The organism is Chitinophaga chungangae, assembly GCF_017742215.1.
GTDB classification, from domain to species: Bacteria; Bacteroidota; Bacteroidia; order Chitinophagales; family Chitinophagaceae; genus Chitinophaga; species Chitinophaga chungangae.
This window is the reverse complement of the sequence record NZ_JAGHKP010000003.1, coordinates 808172-832433: the sequence shown is the minus strand read 5'-3', so window position 1 is coordinate 832433 and position 24262 is coordinate 808172. Positions and strand designations below refer to the sequence as shown.

At 52.6% G+C, this 24262-nt stretch carries 10 protein-coding genes; 1 reads left to right on the top strand and 9 read right to left on the bottom strand.

Annotation, left to right across the window (positions count from 1 at the left end; genetic code table 11):
* Positions 1 to 3: 3 nt before the first annotated feature.
* The 4 genes from J7I43_RS17755 to J7I43_RS17740 all read right to left on the bottom strand — a co-directional run bounded on the left by J7I43_RS17755 (position 4) and on the right by J7I43_RS17740 (position 4494).
* Complete coding sequence (locus J7I43_RS17755; protein WP_209147197.1) at positions 4 to 867, bottom strand: tyrosine-type recombinase/integrase; 864 nt, start codon at positions 865 to 867, stop codon at positions 4 to 6.
* The gene (locus tag J7I43_RS17750; RefSeq protein ID WP_209147196.1) at positions 864 to 1733 is read right to left on the bottom strand and encodes a tyrosine-type recombinase/integrase; all 870 of its coding nucleotides are present in this window, start codon (positions 1731 to 1733) and stop codon (positions 864 to 866) included. The genes J7I43_RS17755 and J7I43_RS17750 overlap by 4 nt, the downstream gene beginning before the upstream one ends.
* 96 nt (positions 1734 to 1829) lie before the next feature.
* Positions 1830 to 2060 (bottom strand): hypothetical protein, encoded by a 231-nt coding sequence (locus J7I43_RS17745; RefSeq protein WP_209147195.1) that lies wholly within the window; start codon positions 2058 to 2060, stop codon positions 1830 to 1832.
* A 19-nt stretch (positions 2061 to 2079) separates the two neighbouring features.
* Positions 2080 to 4494 (bottom strand): CHC2 zinc finger domain-containing protein, encoded by a 2415-nt coding sequence (locus J7I43_RS17740; protein ID WP_209147194.1) that lies wholly within the window; start codon positions 4492 to 4494, stop codon positions 2080 to 2082.
* 155 nt (positions 4495 to 4649) lie between these two features.
* Here J7I43_RS17740 and J7I43_RS17735 point away from each other — a divergent pair, with 155 nt between their 5' ends.
* Positions 4650 to 4991, top strand: a complete 342-nt coding sequence (locus J7I43_RS17735; protein ID WP_209147193.1) for a helix-turn-helix domain-containing protein — start codon at positions 4650 to 4652, stop codon at positions 4989 to 4991.
* 132 nt (positions 4992 to 5123) lie between these two features.
* Here J7I43_RS17735 and J7I43_RS17730 read toward each other — a convergent pair whose 3' ends face one another.
* The 5 genes from J7I43_RS17730 to J7I43_RS17710 are packed head-to-tail and all read right to left on the bottom strand — an operon-like array spanning position 5124 to position 24262.
* Positions 5124 to 5609 (bottom strand): hypothetical protein, encoded by a 486-nt coding sequence (locus tag J7I43_RS17730; RefSeq protein WP_209147192.1) that lies wholly within the window; start codon positions 5607 to 5609, stop codon positions 5124 to 5126.
* A 9-nt stretch (positions 5610 to 5618) separates the two neighbouring features.
* Positions 5619 to 15455: an RHS repeat domain-containing protein gene (locus J7I43_RS17725; protein ID WP_209147191.1), complete on the bottom strand. Its 9837-nt coding sequence runs from the start codon at positions 15453 to 15455 to the stop codon at positions 5619 to 5621.
* A gap of 22 nt (positions 15456 to 15477) precedes the next feature.
* On the bottom strand, positions 15478 to 16263 hold the full coding sequence (locus J7I43_RS17720; protein ID WP_209147190.1) for a hypothetical protein: 786 nt from the start codon (positions 16261 to 16263) through the stop codon (positions 15478 to 15480).
* The gene (locus J7I43_RS17715; RefSeq protein WP_209147189.1) at positions 16263 to 23768 is read right to left on the bottom strand and encodes a calcium-binding EGF-like domain-containing protein; all 7506 of its coding nucleotides are present in this window, start codon (positions 23766 to 23768) and stop codon (positions 16263 to 16265) included. Before J7I43_RS17715 ends, J7I43_RS17720 begins: the two co-directional genes overlap by 1 nt.
* Entirely contained in the window at positions 23765 to 24262 is a 498-nt protein-coding gene (locus J7I43_RS17710) for a hypothetical protein (protein WP_209147188.1), read from the bottom strand. Before J7I43_RS17710 ends, J7I43_RS17715 begins: the two co-directional genes overlap by 4 nt.

The following is a 24262-nucleotide window of genomic DNA, read 5'->3' as shown; positions in this document are numbered from 1 at the left end:
AAGTCATTGCATGGGGTGATATTGGGCTACCGCCGATTGCAGCGTGATGACGGCGCTTTGCCGGTAACGTTCCGTACTGGAGGGATATTTATGCCCGGCAAACTTTTGCACCAGGTGCAGCGGATGACCCGCTTTTAAAAGATTCGCAATAACGCTCTGCCGGATCGTTTCCGCGCTCACCCGGCGCGGCGCAAACAGCTCCCCGTAAAGCCGCAGCACATGCTTGCTGATATCGGCAGCCTTCATCGCATGGCCGCGGATGCCCAACATAAAAATGTCCGTGGCCTTTCCTTTCTGTAACGCCGGCCGCACGTCCTGCAGGTAAGCAAAAAATAATAACACCTGGTTCGGTTTCAGGGGCAAGGTGCGGGCGCTGGTCGTCGCCGTGCCGGCCGTGTGGATCGTGCCGGCATCCAGGTCGATGTCCGTTGTGCGTATTTGGGCGATTTCAGCCGGCTGTAAGCCCTGGTAGACCAGCAGGCTCATCAGTACCCGGTTGCGGTAAGATAAGGCCGCATAACGCTCTTTTCGCTGCAATAACACTTCCAGTTCCTGTGGCGTAAACAGGTCCTGCAGCTGCACGTCCCGGCTCCGCTGATCGCGCAGGTAAACGCTGCGCGCAGGATCGTCGCTGCGCTGCCCGCTCGCTACCAGGTACGCGTAATACGCCTTGAGGCTGCAAAGGATGCGGTTCAACGTGGCCGCACTCCTATAACGCTGCCGCAGCGCACCCAGGTAAGCGGCCACATCCGCAAAACACGCGCTGGAAGCCCCCGGGCAGTTGGATAGATAAATAGCGATCTCCCGCCCGTAGCTGGCGGCCGTGCCCGGCGTGTGCCGGGCTCCCAGGTACTGCTCCAGGGTCATAACGCCAGGATTTTTGCTTCATCCGTTTTAGCGTAACGCTGCGTCGTCTCCAGGCAACGGTGGCCTAAGAACACACGTACCTGCTCCATGTCCATCCCACGGCCTAAAAGATGCGTAGCGATCGAGTGCCGCAACCGGTGCGCCGTCACCGGCTCGGCGATCTTTGCCCGCGCCGCGATCGCACCCACCACCTCATTTAAACGCCCGCCCCGCAACCGCTGCCCCACCCGGTTGAGCAGCCAGCAATCCGGATCAGATGCGCCTGGCGCATGCTGCCGCTCCGCCAGGTAATAACGCTCCAGGCAGGCCGCTACGCTGGCCGGCAGCGGCACCACCCGCCGCCGCGCCCCCTTCCCGCTGCGTACATACAACAACCGCTGCGTAAAAGACACGTCCGCAATATTCAACGCTTCGGCCTCACTGCGCCGCAACCCACAACTGTAGAACAGGTGCAGGATCACCCGGTTGCGCAGGTTGCCGGCATGGTCGAACAGCAACCCGATCTGCGCAGGGTTCAACGGCTGCCGCTCCGCTGATCCCCACCGCGGCAACCGCAACCCGCTGGCCGGGTTCATATCGATCTGACCGGTGGACTGCAGCCAGTTAAAAAACACCCGCAACCCGTACCCGTAATGATCGATCATCGCTCCGCTCAGCGTGCCTTCCCGCCGCACCAGCGGCCGCACCTGCAGGTGATCATAAAAAGCAAGGAGATCCGTAACAGTGATCGCAGCCAGGTCACTGCCGCCGGTGAAGGATAAAAATTCCCCCGTGCAATACGGCAACATGTACACGCTGGTCGTACTATACCCCACGGCCTGCAAATAAGATTTGAACTGTGATAACGCAAGTTGTATTTGGTGCATAACAATGGCATTTTGATAATAACCGGCTATCCCTATGGCGTTTTCTTAAAAGGTGCCCTTGCACATTTTTTTGGAACACGGAACGCCAGGCCATTTTTACAATACTGTAGCGGGTTCCAGCGTTCCACTGGCGTTCCCTGGCGTTCCAGCTTCCAGGGCCGCCAGCTGATCGTGCAAGTGCTGGCGCACCTGCTGGCGCATCGCGGTATAATGATCCCACCAGCTTACCTGGTAACTGAACCCCTTGTTGATATGGCCGCCCGTGATCCGCACGTATTCCAGCCGCACCAGGTCGTTGATATACCGGAACAGCTGTGTCTTGCTCACCTTCAGCCCCTGGCGGATTTCACGCAAAGTAAAGATGGCGCGGGTGTTCTGTCCCGTGTTGCTTTTCTAAATACTGTTTCAGTTGCTCAAAGAACTGCCGCAGGCTTCCGTCCAGTTCGTCCACCTTCAGCACGATGCTGTCAAACAGGATATCGATCGCCGTGGCAAGATCGCTTACCGTCGTCAGCAGCCGGCCTTCGTCGTCCTTTTCCCGCTGGTACTGGTGCAGCAGCGTCACCATCTTCACAAAACTCAAAAACAGGTCATTGAGGCGCCTGATCTTGTGCGCGGCCGGCGGCAGCTGCAAACGGCCGGCGTAGGGATTGATTACCGGCAACGGCATCAGCGTCCGCACCAGGTTGCGGATCAGCGCCTGGGACTGCGCTTCTTCCGTTTTGCGGACAATGCCCGCCGCTACGCTGTTCTGGTAGGTCAGGATCCGCTGCGTCTGTTCCGCGCTCTCATCCACCGCCACCAAAAACACCCGGCTCATATTATCCTCATACAGCTCGCCCCGCGTCGTACAGGCCAGCGAGGCAATAGGGCCGCGCACCGTTTTCTGTCCGCTCGTGATCCGCCCGTCTTCCAGCTTGATGGAGGTCGCGCTGTTCAGCTCTCCATTGCTCTGCAGTTCTCTAAAAGCAAACTCTGCTTCCTCTCCCAGCCCGTCGATATCTTCCAGGCACAGCAGCCGGTTTTCAAAATAAGTCTCCGGGTAATTGTACAGCACTTTATCGCTTACCCGCGTCAGTCGTGTCACTTTTTCCGGCGGCATGCAATCGCTGATCTGCCGCAGCAGCCGCGTTTTGCCGCTGCCGCTCGAACCCTGTATCAACGCATGCAGCGGCTGTGGCATCTTGTGGCTGATGGCGATCAGCAGCAAAAAAATACGGTGTTGCTCTTCCCCGATGATACCGGTCTTACCGAGCAACTCGCCCAGGCGTTGCACCAGTGCCGGCGCTTTTAAAAACGTTTCCGCCTCGCTGCGTTCCGCTACCGTTAACGGGTACACGTTAGTGGCAGGGTCGGGCTTTGGCTGCCGCTGGCTGTCCCGGTACGCGTCCAACGCGTCCGTGAGGTGTCGCAAGTCATCGGCAACCTGCACCTCGTCCAATCCCAACGCGGTGGCCACTTCCCGCGCCAGCCGTTCCACCTGCTTATCCTCATACAAGTCCAGCTTGTTACGCCGCTTGCTGCCGCAGGGGTGCTCGATCACCAACGTGACTTTCATACTGTCTGGTGCTTTGCTCACGCCGCCCTGTACCGTGTAAATAGCCGTAGCCGTGGTGTAACGTAGTTTATAAGGATCGGCGCTGTCCAGCGTGGAAGAGGACGTTTGTGGTGAAGGGCTTGTTCTTTCAACTGGTTTTTCAGATGAAGTAAAAAGGGGCTTTCTTTCGGTGAACAGGTGTTCCAGCACGTCCGGCTCGTGGCCGGCGGCAAGGCCGGCCAGGTCTTCGCCCTCCGGGATCGGCAAAAAACTTTGCTGTACATGCGGCAGCTGCTCGCCCAGCACGGTGCTGTATTTAGCGGTCGCGGCTTTGCCCGCATCATCCCCGTCAAACGCAAAGATGATTTCTGTTAAGTGTGGAAGCGCCGCGATCGCGCCGCGGTGTTCCGGCGTCAAGCCGTTCGTTCCATAACAGGCCAATACACTGTACTGCCTGGTTACAAAACTGTGCTGCGCCAGCACTGCCGCGTCGATCACGGATTCCGTCAAAATCAACCGCTGTGTGGCGGCTGCAGGGTAACAGGGATAAAGGCCGGAACGATCTTTTAAGTAAAAATGTCGTTGATCACTATCATTGATAATACTGCGGAAGTACAGGCCGCTGACCTGGTGCTGCGCGTTGCGCAGCGCAAACACGATGCAGTTGCGCCCGAACGCTTTATACGCCTGTCCGCCTTCCCGCGTGTTCGTCCCCCAGGCGGCCAACAGCCCCGCCTGTTCGCAGGCCGTGATCAGTGCCGCGTCCTTGCGCTGGCCGTGGTGGAACTGCCCGCTGTTGTACCCGATCTCCAGCTGCGTAGCGTCCAGTCCCCGGCTTTGGATATAATCCTGCGCGGGTTTGCTGTTATGCACCGCGTTTTTGAAGTACGTGAACATCCTGCCCAGGATCGCCGTGCGGGGCTGCGCGCTCAGGGGAACCGCTGCCGGCACACCGCCTGCCAACTCCTGGCAACGCCGGATCGCCTCGCCCTTAGAAAAACCCTCTTTGTACATCACGAAGTCGATCACGTCCAGCGCTTTGCCATGTGTCCGGCAGTTCGACGAGAAGCAGTAACACGTCTGCGTCTTGTAATACACCTGCAGGCTCGGCGTTGTATCGTCATGGAACGGGCAGTGCAGCCGGTGCGATTTATCCGGCTTCAGACCATAATGTTGCAGCACTTGCGACAGCCCAAGGCGTTGTTTGATCTCCGATATCTCCATTGCAAAAAATATTTTACCCGTTCACATTTGACCCAAAAATATAACATCTGACTTTTATGAACAAAAATATCTGACTTTTTATATTCACATATGAACGGTATTTTTGCTATACACGCCTAATAACAGGCTTTTTGAACCATAAATAACCCAAAAACATGAGCAGTTTCGGTAAAAAACTAAGAGAGTGCAGGGACGCTAAGGGGCTTTCGCAAAGCGAACTGGCAAAGCTGCTCAATACAAACCACTCCATCATCGGTAAATACGAACGAGAGGAGGTTAAACCCACCATTGACGTAGTAAAGCGCCTCGCTGAAGAACTGGAGACCACCGTGGGATTCCTCCTCGGAGAGACCAAACAGGTAAACGTCCTCAAAGACCCAGCCATGCTCAAAAGGCTCAATGATATTGACGCGCTACCAGAGACGGACAAACAATGTATACTCTATGCGATCGATGGATTACTCCGGGACGCCAAAACCAGAGCAGCTTATAAATAAAAAAACGCCAGACCAAAACGGTCTGGCGTTTTTTTATACACTGCGTGATACGTTGCAAAAGTTCGGCACAAGTCACCGCACCCGCATAATCTATCCACAAGACTTGCGACAGCTAGGGCTTTGAATTCACACTTAAACGACTTCTTCGTCTAAATGAGAAACATCCGATGCACAATAAAAATACCCAAGAGTATCGTCATCTCCTCCCATTTGAGCTTTACTCATAAGAACAACCTTTAACTCCCTCCCAAAAATCTCACCATTGCTTTGTCTAATAACTGGGGAAAATGCACTTAATTTTTCAGCAATTTCATCCAAGTTATTATCAAAATCAAATTCAGCGCTCATTATTTTTATTCCCTGACAATGATGAATCTCTACTTCTGTCAATAGATCATGATCGTTGTATATCAAAAAAAAATAGTTCTCTTTTGAATTAAAGTCAGTATAAATATCCCGGCGCTGACTAATACTGTCTCCATCTCCAATTTGAATAACTTGATTGTCTTCCCGGTGGGTTCCCCTAAGGCGAGTTCGAATAGAACTTCTACTTTCGCCGAACTCCGAGATTATACCATCGATTATAACCGTACCTGTTGGAATATATTTAAAAATCATACCATTATTTTAGGGCTGCTGAGATAATTGTTTTTGCAATCGAGGAACTATATTTTTCTGAAAGTGCTCTCTCGCCTGAGACATCGCCTCATTATATTTATTACCAAACTGGCTTTTTATACTATTCATGTTCAAATCAAACGCCTCCATAAATTTACCTTGTTTTAAAAGACTGGCCTCTTGAGCACGGAAAGCTTGCGCAGCCTTGCTACTTCCAGTGGAAACAAATGCCCTATGCTCAGCATAAACCATTTGAAAGGCGCTCCCTTCGCTATAAGAAATGCTAAACCCTGCAATTTCGTAAGATTTCATTGTCGGAGAATGATTCGCTTCTAAAATATTCCTTTTAGAGAACAAACTACCCTTAGCGCCACCCAAATACGTTGATGTTGGAGTGCTAGTATTGACAGAAGCATCCAGCCCACTTACCGTTCTTGCAAAATCGTCGTCCAGTACTTGAGCGCCGTATTGGGCTGCAAGCGCAGACCTGTCAACCTGAAGAGAGCTAACCCTCCTCTCATATCTTAATAACTTCGCAACATCAATAACTCTTTTGCCCTGAGCGAGCGCCCAAGCAAATGCAAACTCTTCCGCCACCGCTACGATCCCCGCTCCCGCGCCCGACATTAACCTAAATGATTCACCTTGTGGCGTTTCATATAATGTCCTCAACCGATCCCGATATGCCACCGCTTCCTTCATCATCTGCCTCGTTTCCGGCGTTCGGGTATCGGCTTGAACGGTAGCTTGTGGCGGAGAAGGCGTAAACCAGTTATAAGTTGCAACCTTGAATACCGGAGGCTTGTTAGTGTACGTACTAGATGTATTCTCTTCTGCTCCATCTAAATCGGTAGCCCAAATCGGTTTATTACCCGCAAACTGATAAGGGGTATAATAAGCGTATTGCGCAGTCAACGGATCAACCGATAAGAACTTACCGATGCGTGGATCGTAGATTCTAAATCCATAATCCTGCTGGTTCCCCTCTCCTTTGATCTCATTATCATTCTCCTTCCCGTTAAACCCATAACGATAGCCTGTCCCTGCAACGTCAGCACTTACCACCCCATTCACCACCGGCCCATACCTGCCTGGCATAGCGCTGCCAAATGGATAATAATCCTGCATGCTCACCACCTCGCCTTTCACATCGTTCAGCACTGCCATTACGTTGCCCAAATGGTTGGTCAACTCGTAACGCTTATTCCTTTCCGCTCCCCACCGGGCATCTATGTCTGTGCCATTTTCAGTCATGTCCGGTTGCCAATAGCCTAACCGGCTGCTGCCGTACAATTGTTGCTCGCTCCACTTGACAGCCTCGCTTCCTTTTTTGACATAAGTGGCAAGTGTATTCCCCTGCGCATCGCGGATATACCAGGTAGTTTCGTCGGTACCATCGGGTCTGGTATAACGTTTAGATACCCTGTTGCCTGAAGCATCATATTTATAAATCAAAGAACCATTGCTGCCCATCGTCACACTCCGGATCTTTCCATAGACGTTCCAGCTGATATTATTCGTCCCGGCCGGTTGTGAACTGGTTTCGGCGGTTAAATTACCGATTTTATCGTAAATATAGTTTTTTGTGCCCTTCAGATCATTACCATAAGCTGAATTACCAATGGCGTCGGACACGCTGGCCAGCCGGTTGGACCGTTCGCCGTTCACCAATGCATAGCTGTAGCTCAAATCATCCATCTCCAGCGGCTTTTCGGCTGTGCCGATGCCCTTACGGACATATGACAGTATATTACCGTTGGCATCGTAAGTTATATCTTCCGCATATGGCTGATGGGTGCCGGTTCTCACCCCCCAGGCGGTAGCGTCGGCCGCCAGGTCCTGCTGGCGCATGCGCGTGAGCCGGTTCAACTGATCGTATGCATACGTATAACCCACTGGCGCGCCTGCCCGGAGGGCAGACATGGCGACCGTAATGCCGCGGATGTTCCCCGAAAACAGATCCTTGCCTTCTCCGCTGCCCGTCGCATTAAAACTTAACGGGAAAGGATTCACTGTATTCTCAACCGGTGAATAATCGCTGTTGAAATAGTTCAGTGAATAAGCGAAAACATCGCTGGCAAAAGTACTCCTCGGCCCGGCTTCCCCATCCTGGCCCATATCTTTCCCCTGCCCGAGGAAGTTGCCGTTAACCCCTTTCAGCCAGCCCTGCAGCGTATAGGCGTAATCAACCCCCTGGATGTTATGTTCGCCAAGTTCCATACGTGAAAGCGGCCCGTGAGGGTAATAGGAGTATAACGCCTGCGGCTTTTCATTCAGGATCGTCCAGCCGGCAAAACTGCTGCCGTTCTTTACCTTTATCAGCCTGTTTTCCGCATCGTATTCGTACCCGTAAATGAACCGGTCGTTATAACCTGCCTGGTAGCGCACTGCGTTTACTTTACCGCTCGCCAGGTCGTATTTGTAGTCAATCCGCTTGGGCTGCGACATTCCGTCCAGCTGCTGCCACAAGCTTTTGACATTGCCCAGCTGGTCGTAGCTGTAATAAGTGACGTGCTGGCGCACATCCTCCGTTTCTTCAAATACGCTCGCTACCACCCGCTTGCGCAGGTTTTCCGGCTGAATGGAGCTGGGTATCCACAAGGGCACATTGTCGTATACCGTGCGTGTAATGTCCTTTCGTACGGCATCGTCCATTACCTGCCCGTATTGGGTATCGGTCAGGAACTGCGCACCCGGACTGGCCTCCACATCGGATGCCTCACCCACTTCCTCTATCCTGCCGAGGCGGTCATATTCCGTATAAGAATACCGGTTCGCGGCGCCGCTGCCGGAAGGCGCCAGTTGCTCGGCATTCTGGGACAGGACCAGTCTTCCCAGGTAATCGTACCAGAATTTTGATATTCCTGCATCGGGCGATTTCTGCTGCACGACCTGCCCTAAAGTATTGTAAGCGTACGAGGTCGCCATTTTATGATCCGGGTATACCGGCTGTTCGGCTACGCCGCCGCCCGGCAGGTCGTTTTCCGGAGCACCCGGTTCCACGTTAAAACGTTCCCATATTGTTCTCGAATAGCTGGGCCCCTCCAACAGGCAGTTATTCGCTGCCAGCGCCGCTACCTGTGCCGGCAGCAGCTGCCCGCTGTAAGCCCGTATGTGGCGTATTGCGGTGTAATTCTCGGGATATACGAAGCCCTGCGGGGTATATATGATCTCCCAATCGCAATCGCCCGGCGGGGCAGCAGTGGCCGGGCAGCTCTTGCCGTTCACAAAAATCTTGAGATCGTTGCTGAACAGCACCGGCGACTGGATCACCACATGTACCCATTCCGTCAGCGGCAGACTGCCCGAAATATCCACGGCGGTATGCCTGGAAGCGACCGCGTTTATCCTCGTATTGTCTGTGGAAGGCTCCAACTGGTACAGGTCTATCCGCAGAAAGTTGCCGCTGATGCAAGTATTGACCAGGTAACGGGTTTCTCCCGTGGTGGTGTGCAATGCCTGCAGAGAACCGTTACCGGAACCCTTCAGCCAGTATTCCATCGCGCCGCCGCCGGTCATCAATTGATTCAACGCATTGTTCACCACACCCTTGTCGCCTTCCGTTCCGGGGCCTGCATATCCGTCGCATACGGGATCGCCGGCCGCTTCCCTTGCCCGCTGTACTTTCAGCACATCCGCATCGCTAAGCGGATTCACTCCTTCCGGCGGCACCGTTCTGATCAGCTGGCCGGCCTGGTTGTAATAATACAGCGTATAATGATAAACCTGTTGCTTACCCGTCAGGTCCGCACTCGCGTTTACGCCCGAGCAGAGCGTGATATATTCCTGTTTGAATTTCTTACGTTCTTCTTCGATATAAATATTGTAAGCGTAGTTGCCCCTGTTGATGGCGTCGCTTACCAAGCCCGCCAGGCAGGACAATTTATCGTCCTTCACCGTACCAAAAGCGGGTTTATTGCATAACAGCTTCGATGGGTCTCCCTGCAGCGCCTGCTGGTAGGCCATATAATCCTCATAACCCAGGGTGAAGCCCCAGCGCTGATTCATGAATGATGAAAAGATGCGGCCATATTGCGGGTGATTCACATCCGGAGCGGCGTTGAAGCTGCTGTTGAATGCGGTTACCGCGGCGTTGTAATCAGCCGCCGTCACGCAGCCGGTAGCGCCCGGTTCCAGGAACACAGGCAACTTCATATCTTTTTCCAGCAGGTAGCGGCAATTGGTGCAACCTTTTATGAGCATGTTCAGCTCTGCTTCGGTAAGGTCCGCACCGTCGCCGTATTTGTTTTTCACAAACTGGTAAAAGGTGCCGCTACCGTTGCCGAATTCCGTCTGGAGCGCGGTCAGTTTAGTACAGATGTCTGGTGTTAATGCGGAGATGGACAACCGGATCGCCTGCGTTTTTACTTTGTAAGGCGCGGGCCCGTCTATCAGCCAGGGATTACAGTCCATGGAAGTGGCCATCCCTGTTCCGAGCACTTTCACGATCACGTCGCCGAAAGACACATAACCACCCGGTGTGGTGGTTGTATTGGGCGGCGTAGTGCTCGCGCCCATAATATGATCGGGGTCTCCGCCAAACTTGCACACCTCGATGAAGCCGGTTTTCAGGGCTGCGCGTTTGGTGACGTATTCGTTGGCGGGCAATGCACGCAAACAGTCTTCCAGTTGCTGCACCCAGGTTTCGGCGTTGGATTCGCAGCTTTGGGTTACCTGTTGTTTAACGGCCATTTCTGCGGCGGTGTTCTGCTGTTCAAGGTCCGCAGGCGGTATAACAGGCGATGCCGGCACTGTTCTGAACCGGGGTGTTTTGTGCTGGTAAAGCGAACAAACAGGCGTTGGTAACGGGGGAACATCGAAACAATTAACCGTGTGAGAGATCCCTCCGATATTTTCATACGGTTCTGTTCTTGTCGCTTCGCCGTGTTGTATCTCGCCTGCATTAGCCGTTGTAAAATCAAAGTAATCCCGTTGCGGGGCGCTCTGGCTGAAATCAACCTCTACGGTTACGCGTATGCGCTTGTCTGCCGGAATAGGCTGCGTACCGATATAACGGACGGTATACCGATAAGTACCGGGAACCGGAACCTGGTGCAACACTTCAAAATCTTCCTCGGTAACTACACAGCTTTCCTCCGGATCTTCGGCCGCCAGTGAGAGCGCCATTTGCACTGGTGCCGTATTCGGGGACGCCGGAAGCGCCCTGGCTATCCATACATTCGAGAAGTTCCGCACCATCGATTCGTTCATACGTACTGCGTATCTTTGCAGATATTGCCATTCCGTATAACCGGCCAATGCCAGGGGCGCATTCGCGCTGTCTCCAGTCACAACGCGGTACCGCTGGCCATCGGTATAATCAGTGATCAGTGAAGAATCTGCCGGCAACGGCGCAACCAGCAGGTTCGCGGACAGGGCCCCGGCGCCGGCGCGCGCAAGCGGGTTGATGATCCGGTAACATTCCGTTACGGTTACGTTGCTATAGGTATACGTCTGATCTTCCGAGCTTACATAAAATGCCACGCAGCTCAGTAATCCGTGATCTACTTCTGTGTATCCCAATTCTTCATCGCATTCGCCATCCACTACGTTGAGCATGTAATTGCGCTCGTGATCGCCACTGGTTGTATAAGACGGATGATCATTTGTACCGGTGCTTGCCGTTACGTTAAATATCACATCCGGCGTACAGGTTTCCCCACCGCTCATACACTGGAATACCGTGGCGTTTTTGTACACTTTGGACGTTCCTCCCTCGATTACCGTAAAACATGCATACCAGTTACGGAGCGGGTTAGAGCAGGTGACGATCGGCGTACCGCCGTCCCCCGGGTCGATTACATCGCTGGGGCCGGTATTGCTGAAGATCAGGTAAGTGCCGGTGCCGGACAGGTACGCGGCCTGGTTGCCGTTTTCCTGGATCAGCGAGCTGGCGGCAAGACTGTTTGAAGGGCCCGTACAGTCCGGGCAAATGTAAACTTCCAGGGGCTCCGTACCATTTCCGGAAAATTGAACGGGCGTTGTACTGCCCGGTAAAAACACCTCCGCACAATTATGTTCCGCCAGCAATTGCGGGTTGCCGCAATCGGGCGTGATGCCGAAGTAATAATATTTTCCGTCTGCGTAATATTTTCCAGTACCGATCTGCACCTCCATATTGTAAAGCGCCGGGGTGCAGGGGCCACCGCCAGTATAACAGGTTATCACCCATACGTTGAAGTACCTGTATGGCGCGTCAATACCAGTTATCTTCACTTCCAGGCAATTATAGAACTCAGCGGAAGCTCCCGGGCAAAAATCCGCAAGGTTAGGTTGTTCGTCGGAATAACCTTTCCGGATATGATATTGAACGGGAATGCCGTTTTCCACATCCGTAAAAGTATGCTGCGCTGCCTGGGCTCCGGCTGAGCTGAGCGTTATTGTTCCGGCTATACCGTTGCATTCGGAAGGAGCGGTAGTTACAGGGGTGCACCATGTGCTTAGTATCCTGATCTTATTTACATCGAGCCCTACCGGCACCCTGGCGGTGGCAACGCCCCCCGATCCCGGTTGGAACCAGATCACCTTTACGGCCTGATCTACGTCGTTATCGGGATATTTATAGTTTACCTGTACTTCTGAAAAAGGTGCGACCCCTCCGTTGAACCTGAGACCGATGCGCAGGAAAGTTCCAAAGCCGGGAATCGTCTCAACTCCCATTTCATAAAAGGAAAACATGGCCGGTGTGGGGCAATTGCCGGTTAAAGGTTGCAGCCATAAGCCTCCGCAATTAGCAACGTTGTTCGGGCATTCTCTTACCCTGACGCGCTGGTATACCTCTTCTTTTAACTCCAGGTATTTATTCCTGTACATGATCCATTCGCGGTCAGGTACCCTGCATAATGGGTCTGGAACACAATCCGTCCAGGTGTTTTCGTCCGTGCCCGTATTCGTGTTTCCTCCTCTATCGGCGCAATACAGAAAATAGTCTACGAACTGCGTCAATCCTTTAGATGGAGCGGGTAACCCTTTATTGAGAGAATACGATGTTAAACCCGATCTCATATAAAAGGCGTCATACTCCCCGGGCGCCCCGGGCTGGAAGAACGGATCTGCGTTCATGAGCCAGTCCGCCACGGCATGGTCATATTGCAACCCTGGCTGCAATTGGCCGATCTTCGCGGCGGAGAGTATCTCCGTTTTCAGCCGGTTATCCCAGCTCATATACTGTTTAAGCTCTTCACAGTTGGTCAGCATACATTGCTCGGGGTGAAAACGCAGGAATTTCTCTGCATAAGCAGGCTTCCAGTATTTGATCAGCTGAGCCAGTGTAAAGTTGGCGTCGTGCGGGGAAGTGATGGTGCCATCTTCCAGCTCGACCTGCTCCCTGATGTATGGCGCTGTATTGGGCTCGAGAATGTCAAAAACACTTCTCCAGTTGTTGCTAACCACGTTGATCGCCGGTTCCAGCGCCGAAAAGTTTTCGGTAAATAAGGCGTACTGGCCGCCGGGGCTTACGTCGAGCAGCATCTGGCTTTTGGTTTCCGCGCATGGGGAGGCGTCGCATTGAGTGCTGATCATATTGCAGTGCTCCAGCAGCGCATCGTACATGCCGGAAGCCCAGGTTTCCACGTCTGTGCCATAGGTTTCCATGCTCACCTCCTGCAATGCGAACTGGTCTTTTACCCTTTGAATGAAAGCCGGCTTTTCACCCAGCGTCGCGCGGCAACTCTGGCAGTCGGCGATACAGGCCTGGAAATCGAGATTGTCCAGTTCTTCCAGGATAAAACTGAACCTGCTGCGCAGATCTGTATTTTTCCGGAGGTATTCGTCGGTATACGCGCCGATCACGTCCTGCGAAAGCCCAAGTTCGAACCTGATGTAATAGGTGCCTTCTGTTGGTGGTGTGTGCGTAATAAAACCTATTTCGTTGCCATTCAGCGAACAATTTGCCGATTTGCTGCCCACAAAAGTGTTCAATTTTACTTCGGAATTACCACAATCATCAGACACGGTTATTTTCAGCGTATAATAACAATTGCTGCAAATCTCGAATCCGCCTGCATTATACTGGTGGATCAGCCGGCTGATATTATAACTTACTTTGAACTCCTCGTTCGGAACAGCCACCATGTAATTGGCAGATGCGGTAAGTGTAAGTTTTGTATGGTCGAATTTGAATTGGGCCGGCGTAAGCAAAACTGTCGTTTTATCCTCCGGTTCATGCTGGGAATCCAGTTTGTCCAGATTAGCGGGTTTGGCGCCGGCCAGCGCCGTCGCGATGGTTTGACCGGAAGCATTCGTGTAGCTGATGGCGATCTGACCGTCCGGGCTTACCGTCATCGTTTTCAGGTAGTGATGCGCATACCCTACATCGTTGCCAAACAGACGGTCCAGCTCCCAGGCTTCGGGCTTTCCATAATATATGCGGGTGGCTTTCCCGCCCGGTTGAAATGTTAATCCTACCCCGCCCTGCACACTAACACGGCCGGTATTGTCCGGCATATAACGGGTAACCGAAAAGGGGTAGCCGCCTGCATCGGGGATGAATTTGTTATTGATTACATCATTTTTGAACGGGTTATTCGCCGAATAATATCCTGCTGCGCCTTTACCGGGACTGGCTGCTGGCGCAAACATCGGGTCCGGCGTGTTCTGGCAGGCCGTGTTCGCACCATACATGTTTTGAAAATTATAGGGTTGACCGGCTGCATTCAAATGCAGCCCCCCATAATATTTAAATTCCGTTTCTTTAATGGGCGCGGGCAAAATAGATAAAGCCGGCCGGCCGAATTCATCATACACATTTTCCTGCACTACCGCATACCTGCCCTCGACATCTGAAGAATTAGCACCGGGATTGGCCACTGTCAGGGTCTGACGGGTTTTGCCGCCACCGTCAACATAAGAAACCACTTCCTTCTTTTTTCCCTCTTCGGCATAGGTAGCATTGTACTGCCAGTTCATATTCTCCATATGCCGCGGCGTACTTATTGTATGAATGAGAGCAGGCTCCCAGTCGAATTCGCTCCGTTTTTCACCAGCATAATATACGCCTCTAACCCGCACTACCAGGTAACCCATGTCGTGCACAATCGTGATGGGATACTGGTGACCATGTATCGTTACCCTGGTAGCCCCTTTTCTGAACAACTGGGGGTATTCGCCGGCGGGAGTTCCCGGCGCTTCGCCGGTAATGATAGGAGACGACACAAATGTCCATTCGAGATCATAATCTTCCGCGCCCAGTATTTCGTCCCAACCGATCAGTACTTCGCCATCCGATTCTACCGGCGGTTGAAACCCGAAGGTGGTCATTCCGCCGGAAGGCAGCGCTGCTACCGGGATGACGTATGGAGTACGTTTGGTAGTATCTTCCGGGTCCCGGAGGTATTGCCTTTCGATGCTCACCATATTCGTAAGCCTGAATACGTCCGGCAGCTCATCACCCAGTTCTGCGCTCGTAATGTCGTTCACCGTCAATTTAACACGGTGGCCGTTTTTGAACTGATAGGCCTTTTCAGCCTGGTATACTACTCCTGCCCGCGGATCGTAGCTGATCTCCAGTTCAACATGATCTTCCGTGATAGGATCCGCCTGGTCCGGCTGCGACCAATACTCGATCTTCAGGTCTACTTTACAGCTGAACTTCTTATTGGGCAGCGCTTCCTGGTCGCGGTACAATCCGAAAGTGACGATGTTGTTTACCGAAAGGTTGCGGATCAGCGACCACTTAAAAGCGGCATTCTGAAACTTCTCATCCTTCACGATCAGTGTGTCGCCCTTCTTTATTTTTCCCTGGAGGGAATGCTGGTAGGGTTCGGTAGCGGCTATCGCGGGCATCCCGGCACACAGCACGAGCAGGCTGAGTAAAAGGAATCTGCAGTATACGGATAATTTCAACATAGGGATGAAAATCGGGACGACATTAGTAGATATACTTGATCTCATAGTTTCTGAAAGCGGAGGCCGGCATCCAGCTGTCCCCGTTTTTCACGATATAACGGTTCACCCTGAACAATTGTGCAGGCAGGTATTCCGTGCGCCAGGGGTTTATCTGCACCGATATCAGCCTGTCTTTCGAAAAATCTTCCGGCACGGCCTCATTGGCGTTGCGCATAAAAATGCCCCTGATAAACCCGGTACTGTCGTACGTTACACGATACTCCCTGCAGGAAACATGTTTTTCTCTTTTCAGGCGTATCACTGTGAAAGGATCAGCGTTTTCTTTAGTGATATCGTACCCTTCTTTTTTCAGTTCGCTGAGCTGCTCTTCGTTTATCAGCAGTTTGAACTGCCCGGCCTGCGGCCGCGGGCTCATCATGATCTTTTTAAGCGTGTGGTTCACCGAAAGATAAAGGCCGGGGACCGCCAGCATTTCCTGGTCTCCCAGCTGATAATAATCCATCGAATCTTTATGGCAATAACGGAAACGCAGATCCGTATTCCGGCTGCTATCGCCCTGGTCTGTTACCCTGATGGTACCCTCCGCCAGGTAAGCCTTCAGCTCGCCTATCCGGTTATACAGTGCGGCCAGTTCGTGGAAAAGACTGTCTGCCCCGGCATCGTACACCGGAAAGGTGATATTGGGCCTGGCAGCCGCCGCGGGCCGGGCCGGCGTAAATATTCCGCGTATCGCTGACCCGGATGCTACCGCGGCGACGGCCGAGGTTACAATCAATACCGGGATGAGTATTTGCCTGATGAATTTCATTATAAGTTCTTTTTCTTTAAAGCAGATCTGCTTTCTTTAATGGTAATAATGCCGCGTTCTGTTTCCTTTTTCACTCTGAGCAACTTGCCCCAAACGTCGTATTCATAGAAGGTCGTGTAGTTGTTTTCGTCCAGTTCGCCCATGAGCCGCAACGTGCGGTCGTCGTAGCTGTAGGTTTTGATATTCGCTTCTGAGGGGAAGATCCGGATGTCGTCTATCCTGATGTTAGCCCCTCCTTTTATAGTGAGGGTAACCGGTATCATTTCATCTGCGCCGCCTTCCATTACAAAGGTCCCTTCCACGAGTTTCCAGCGTTCCACGGTTGCCTTATGCGTAAGCGGAACGTCCTGCGCATCCACTTCCAGTTTAACCGTTGGCGCATTCGTCGGGAAGTCGTCTTTCACCCAGGCTGAGAACACATAACTTTTGCCACCGATGGGCGCGAAGCCCCATAAGCCCAGCCAGGGAGCGATCTTCCGGAAGAATTCCCCGTTAATATTATTGTCGAGATAAATATCAGGCTTGTGTTCGTGCGATTTATCGAACCGCCAGGTGCTCAGCGTAATATCCTGCGAAAGATCCAGGCAATAATTTCCGCTGTGCGATTCGGTGGATATCAGCCTCGTCAGCGCTTGCTCACCAAGGGTTTTCCGGATATCGAACCCGTCTACGGTACAGGCCGGTTTGGCAAGACAGTTCCCAAAATATCTATAGTCCTCAAACCCGTCGTAATAGATCTCCCTGTGCATCGCATTAGCGGCCACAGCCACAGGCAGGGTGTTCCTGAATCCAAAAACGGCCGAGCTGAAACGGTCCAGCGCATCCTTGCTCTCCAGTTCCTGCGAGTTAATGTCCTGCATAGTGGCTGTGCGCGCCACTACCCAACCCGGCGTTAAACCTGTACGGTCGCGCACGGAATAAACATATCCGTCGGTGGAGCCTTTATCATAAAAAGGCGTTACCATATGATACCCGCCGCTTTGCCGGATGTTCAGGTCTTTGCGCGCGGGGTCGAACACATTGTTCTGATCTCTCACGTCCAGGTAAACAAGTTCTTTCCATACCGCCCAGTTGCCGAGATACCCCGTAACGTAAGGGTTCAGCACCATGCCGTTGGTTTTGGGCAGGCAAAGGCCCGTGCATGGGTCCTTCAGTTCGGGTCCGCATTTGTAACGCGCTCTCCGGATAGCACCGGATGCGGACATTGTGAAACTATTGCCTTCAAGATCTTTTAACATGTTTGTTGAATAAGCTAGTGTCGGCCTGTTTGCCGCACTGGCGCCCACCACTTCGGCACGCGTAGCGCGATAGATATCAAAACCCCACACAGGCTGTACCCCAGGCGACGCTTTCGCCTCGATCCTCAATCTATGTTCTCCCTCGCTCAGGGACTTTTTGCGGATGTACCATTGCTGGTGCTGGTTAGGCATCGGGGCATCGAACAGCACATCATCAATGTATATCTTCATAGCCGTTTTGGCCGAGTAGCCAATAAAATGATCACCGCCCGTGCCCTGAGGTATGGTAAAACAGGCCAGCAGACCGGCATATGTTTCATTCGGCTTCAACGCATCCCTCATTCTTACGCCCGCGGCGTTCAGGCGGCCGCATAACTGCTGCGGAGGCGGGGGATAACCGGGTTCCTGCGGCGGAGTACAGTCTGTACCGGGGCCACCCCAATAGTCTGATATCAACACCTGTCCCTGCGGGGATTGTTCATCGTATAAAATAGCGCCCATCGAGTTGAAGCTGCTTTCATCGGGTGCAGGCATAATGTTGAGTATGCCGTCTGTATTATCGTCGCCTCCCTCTATAGGAATACAAGCTGCTCCATCAGGGGATTTAGTATAACCATCCGGGCAGTCTCCGGGCTGTTTTACGCCGCAGTTGGGCGTGCCGTCGCAAAGGTTCAGCTTGCCGCCGTTGGGGCAGCTCCACTTTGCATCCAGCACTACTCCGTCCTGGCTGCTCGGACCGGATAATGTGAATACGTTCACGTTGTCATCGTCTGCGAGGTACCTGGTAGAAAAGAAGCGGACCGATTCCATAGCGTTTATATCGCCGCCTAGGAGCGTTTGCGGGTCGGTGATCACGTACATTTCCAGGCCGAAGGCCGCAGATGAATTGGCATCCAGGTCCTGGGCCTCGATCCTGACCGTATGTTTCCCGGGCTCCAGGTCTTTCGACATTACATTCCATCTTTCATAGGTCCAGGGCTGATGATCCAGCCAGCTAATGAAAAGCTCGCCGTCGATGTATATATCCGCATTGTTGTCCACGCCGGCGCCGATGTATATATGTCCCGGATAGTTGAACACTGCCGGTACATCCACGCAAAATTCCATTCCCCACCATTGGCCGGTAGGCACGTTTTCGGCCCATCTTCCGGCAAAATTCAGGCGGGCGGGCGGGCCGCCGCTCCAATAACCGTCCTGCCGGTGGTAGGGCTGGCTTTCTCCCCGGAGATAAATGTCTGTTCCCCCGGTTCCATACCCATTCGCGGTATTGGATGGCGCCGGTTTCAGCGGATGCAGGTTTCCGCCCGGGAATGCTGCCAATACGCAGTTTTTCCCGTCAGACGAAAGGGTATATCCGGGAGGGCAGCTCTTCAGGTTGCAGTCTGAAGGTTTGCCCCAAGCTTCATGGTACAGTATTGCCGACGCGTTGAGGAACATGTAATTATTTGCGTATTCCGGCTGGAAGAACTGCCTGAGCATGTCACCGTCGCCCAGCATTGGGTTGGTAAGCGTAACAAATGAAGCGCCTTTGGCTGTGAGATGATTGCGGTAACCGGAACGTATCACTTTTGCCGGGCCATTAAAATAAAAAATCCGTCCGCCGGCGTCAATCAGTCTTTTCTTTTTGACTATACTGCCTTCTTCGGCGGATTCTATTACCCACATTCTCCTCTTGTTGCCATTCAGTTCTACCAGCTCATCCCCCGGCTGTAGCAAACTCCCCAGTCCACCTTGTATTTCACCGGTATAGAAGTCAGACGTGAGCTGAGGGAAATTGAGGCCGAGCGTTTTATAGGCTCCGCCCATACTTTCATGCGAGAAATAGGCCGGAACAGTAAAGGTGTAGACAGGGTCTTCGAATTCATTTTGCGTCGTCGAGATCACTACTTCTCCACTATAACCGTCGAACAACAGGTTTTCCGATTTTATCGTTGAACCGTTGATCGTTTTGATGGACCCCGTAAGGATGGCATAATCTTCTATTGTTTTTAGAAGACTGGCCGAACGGAAAAGCCGGTAGTCGTTATTCTTGCTTAGCGGCACGTGCGGGATCGGCGTGGGAGCCGCCAGAAACGTGGGGATCACGTCTACGCCGGCATTGTACAGCTTGTTGGAATTGGCGGTTTCCTGTTCGCGTACATCGATAAAGATATCCGTTTCCCTTCCAAGATTATTGTAGGAAGCCATATCCTCGTCCAGCGGCGTCGCCGCCCCGCCGGTAAGCGCAAGATGGTCACCTTCCTCCACGGAGTTATAAAGATATTCCATAGAAGAGATCACATCGCCCGTCTGGTTCAGCACTGTTTCTTTAAACGGCTTGCCGTGCATATCGTTCAGCCTGATCACATAGCCCTGCGACATATACAATTCGTGCGCGTAATCTCCGCCGAAGAAAGGAAACCAGCGTTTGGTCTCAGTCTCCACTTTTTCGGGAGCCGTTTGCTGCACACCTACCGGGAATTCTTTCGCAGTATAGAATTCACTGACGCTATATCCCATTTTCGCGGAAGGATTACCTTCCGCATCAAGGCTGTTGACTGTCACTCTGCGATAAATCACCTCGGGAGCGGGGAACAACGATTCCCCCATCGGCTCTTCCAGGTAAAACACATTACTAAGCGCCCATTTGAATTCCTGCGAATAGGGCACCGGCATGCGCATCGGGTTCTCATCCGCACCGATAGACGGCTCGTAAGCCGCCACGCCGCTGCTGTAAGTATGTCCTTCTTCCGTGATCGTATAATCGTATTGCTGGCCGTAGCTGGCGGTGGCGCCGCCGGCCCCTTCGGTCATTTCATTCCATTTGTCGCTCAAGCGGATACGCTTCACCCTGTTGCCGCCGCCGTGTTTATCCGACTGGTAACAAGCCAGGCGCGCATAACTCCTGTCCAGGTTCACTTTATTGGCAAAGTCCTTTTGCCCCGCCCTTTTATTGAAGTTCATTCTCAGTTCGGAGAAATTACCCAATGCGCTGGCTAACGCACTTACAGCGGCAGATACCGGCCTGTCGTCGTCGATCCTGTTCTTATAACCGGGATACGCATACATCGGATATTCCAGCCGCATTTTCTGCCAGGCGGCGAAGGAGAAGGGATTCGCCTTTACCTTGCCTATCTCCTCTTTTTTGAAGTACACGAATGCCGTACTACCCGACGCCGAATAATCCACCCTGGCCACTTCCCCGTAGCAGGGAACATAGTCGTAGTACTGCTGGTCTCCTGAAGTAACACGGTCCGATACGTTTACGTTTAATTTCGCATAGAGATAAGGCTGGCCACTCAAGTAATTCCTCACAAACCATTCCTTCCTGAGCACGTCGTCGGGATTTTTTGCCTCGGCGGGCAACAGGGGCAGTACGATCCTGAAACCTTCCGCGGCCTCCAGGCCGTTCACCGGGTTGCCCGAACCGTCAATAAGACCGTCTATCCGCTGCATTTTCATCGCACGCCGGTCCTGTACGTAAGCATAATCGTCCGATTCGTATTCGACGGTTATTTCCCCGCCTGTGGGCAAGGTTATCTTCGACAGCTGCCAGGCAGCGGCGTCTTCGTCTGCCGCATCGTTCTGCGCACTGTAAGGGAATTCATCATTTTTAAGATCGCTGAAATGATCGGTGGTGTTATTGGTTTTGTTTTTATAGTTGCCCCAACGGTCTGTAGACAGGTAATCGTAAGACGGGTTTAGATCGTCGTAGCCGAAGGCGTACATTTCATCGGTCAGGGTAGAATTATAAGTGATCCATACTTTTGTCAGGGTTAATTTGCCGTTGTTAGTCAGGCTTGAGTTGAGGGCGCCCGGGCACAGGTATGTGTTGTTGTCCCCGTAGCTGAAATGAATAGTCTGTATCGGCGCGCCGTTCAGGTCTGTTTTAGAGTAGATTCTTATTTCCGTCAGTTTTCGCTGGCCAGACGAGCCTGCTATCCCGCCATGCACGCCAAGTACGCCTTTAGCATCGTCTCTCTCCGCGGTGACAAAATAGGCGATCTTGGTTTTGGTTTCTATGGAATGAAGGTACCACAGCTCTTTTTCGCCATATACGATATTGCCTTTGTCGTCGAAGGGATCCGCCTGCAGGCCTTTGTTGTATTGGGCCTTGCCGCCGTTCGTTATCGCTTCTGTAACAGGGGAACGCCATTTGTATGCCTGATCGGCTTTGGAATAATTGAATTTCACTGCAGTACCCGGATCATCGTCTGAAATGCCGTCGTTGGTGAGATCAACATAATCCGGAGACAGGATGCCGGTAAGCAGGTGGGCCGTAGCGTATGCCGGCTGCGTTTCCCTGCGATAATAGTGATCCGTTCCTGTTATATCGTGTTTAATTTTCCCTCCGGCCAGGGTATAAGGCACCAGGTTGCGTTCCTTATCCTGGGTACTCATTGCCGCCGGGTCTACGGCAAACGTGTATTCCTCCTGTTTTATATTATACACGGGTATTCCGTACACCAGTTGTTTACCATCATCCTGCACGATGGTGATCTCAGAAATATGATGTTTTTTCCTGTACGAGTTCTCTTCGGTTCTTTTTATTTTGACCGGATGCATCTGTATATTGCAGGCATCCTGCGGGAAATCGGCGGTGGTAATGAACGGATAGGATTCAATCTCTTCGTTTAACCCGCCTTTAGCGGCGTCTTCCGCGGTCAATGCCAGAATGGGCGATCTTCTCGGCTGGCGCCCTTGTTTCTTGTACGGGTTTACAAACTGAGGCTGGTTGATCGGCCAGTTTCCTTCCACGATATTGTCCGTAAGCAGCTTGTCTTTCAACGCCACCCTTACGGCATCCTCGTTGTCCAGCGTACCGGCCGGATCGTGGCTTTTGAGGCTTTTTTCTCCCACCATCCTGAAGTATGTATCTTCCTCCAGCCTGCCCGTCATTACCGGGTAATCAGCTTTTGCCAGCAGATCATTTTTATCGATCCATTTGCCCGACCTGTTTAGCACCATCTGCTGATTGTAAGTCATGCCTCCGTGAAAGTACGTACCGAAGCCGTATTCGACGTTAAACGCGCCTACTTCCGTTTGATCCTCTGCCACCGGGTCCGCCAGCGTTCCGAGATTACCGCGGTATAACCTGAATTGCCCTGACCCGGCATGGCCTGTATACGAAAACAAGTCGGGCGTAGAGATGGGAATAGCGAGATTAGGAAGATTGGGTACCACGGGATTATCTTTTTCCCGCATAAAGTCCATCAGCGCGGCCCTGTCCCGCTTGCCGCGCTGCGCGTACATATAGCCGTAAGCCTTGTGCCTGGTGACGGGTTGAAGTATCTGCCGCACGGTTTTATAACCGGTCATGCCACCGCCCAGGTAGCCGAAATAAACGGAGCCGCCTATATCGAAGCCATAGGAATGGCTGCGTGTTTTAAAAGCAATGCCCGAACGCGGGTAAAAAGGGGGCGTGTTATAGCTGGTATTGGAATAGGAAGTGCCGCCGCCGGCGCTCCCCCTTGCAGTGATCTCGTTTTTCCCGTCCTCGTCATCGTCGTCCATACCGCTTTTGATCCCGAAAGACGCGCCCAGCGTGGTGCTTTTCAGCCCCTCCCGCGTATTGTAACCGAGATTGGCGGAAAGGCCCGCGCTTACCGAGGTTACATCGTCCATTTGTTTCTTGATGCCTAACGAAATGGTCGGCGACAGCATCACACCATCCTCCGTGCTCGAATTCATGGAAATGCCGGAGCCTAACGACAGCCCGGTGGTTTGCGCCCCTCCCAGCGAAACGCCCAGCGAGGCGCCCGTGCCAACGCCGATGTCTGCCCCGTACCCTAAGTAATTATCGCTAAATACACTTACGGATAAAGAGCCGTTAAGACCGATATCCCCAAAGTCGCTGGACCAGCCCGCCAATTCTACCCTGCCTGTAACACGACCGCCCACGGTGATCTTAGGTTTCATGTAGTTCTCGGTCTCAACCTCATCACCGCTGGCATCGTCTGCAATGCCGCGCAGCTGCCTGTTAATGGCGCCTACGTTCAGGTTCCAGCCAAGGCCTACCCAGCTGGCTTCGTCATCCATGCTCACGCCTGATGCGTAGTTGAGGTTAAGCGGGAAACCATCCACATCCCCAAGCGGAATATTGTATTTAAAATTCCCGGTAGAGAGATCCACCATCTCGCTGGTACCCGCCGATGCAAACTGTTTCGTTTCCGGCTGAACCGGCCCCGAGGTCAGGGCCCATGCGGATGTCGGTATCAGGGATTCCAACGTCATCAAACTTAAGAAGAATACCGCAATGCACTTTTTGGTGGCAGCTTTTCTTATCATAAACTTTTACTTAAGGGATCAATTTTCTGAATGGCGGAAAAATTTACCGAAAACGAAACATACCGGTTATTGAACAGCCTGTCCTTAAATTCGAATATGGCATCTCCATCCTTTAATTTCCTTTGCGCGAAACAGACCATATATTCCACGCCGTTGAGATTACCGTTGGCAATCCGCAAAGCCTTCGCCGGCAGCAGCGTGTCTGCTCCGCTCACAATATGGAACAACGTATCTATGCCATAACTCGCCTGGTTGCTTTCCGGCGCGTTATTACCCGGGTCGGGTGGCACGTGGACATTTATCCTGAAGCACCATTCCCGCGGGGTTCCTTTGGGCAGATACATGAAACGGTACGTATAGCCGTTTATTTCCTGTACCTGCATCAGCTTGTTGCCAGGATCTTTCATAATGCCGGCCGCTTTGTGCTTCCTGTATCCAACAATGCCAGACACAACCGCGATCAGCAAAGCCAACGATATCAACCAGTATTTCAT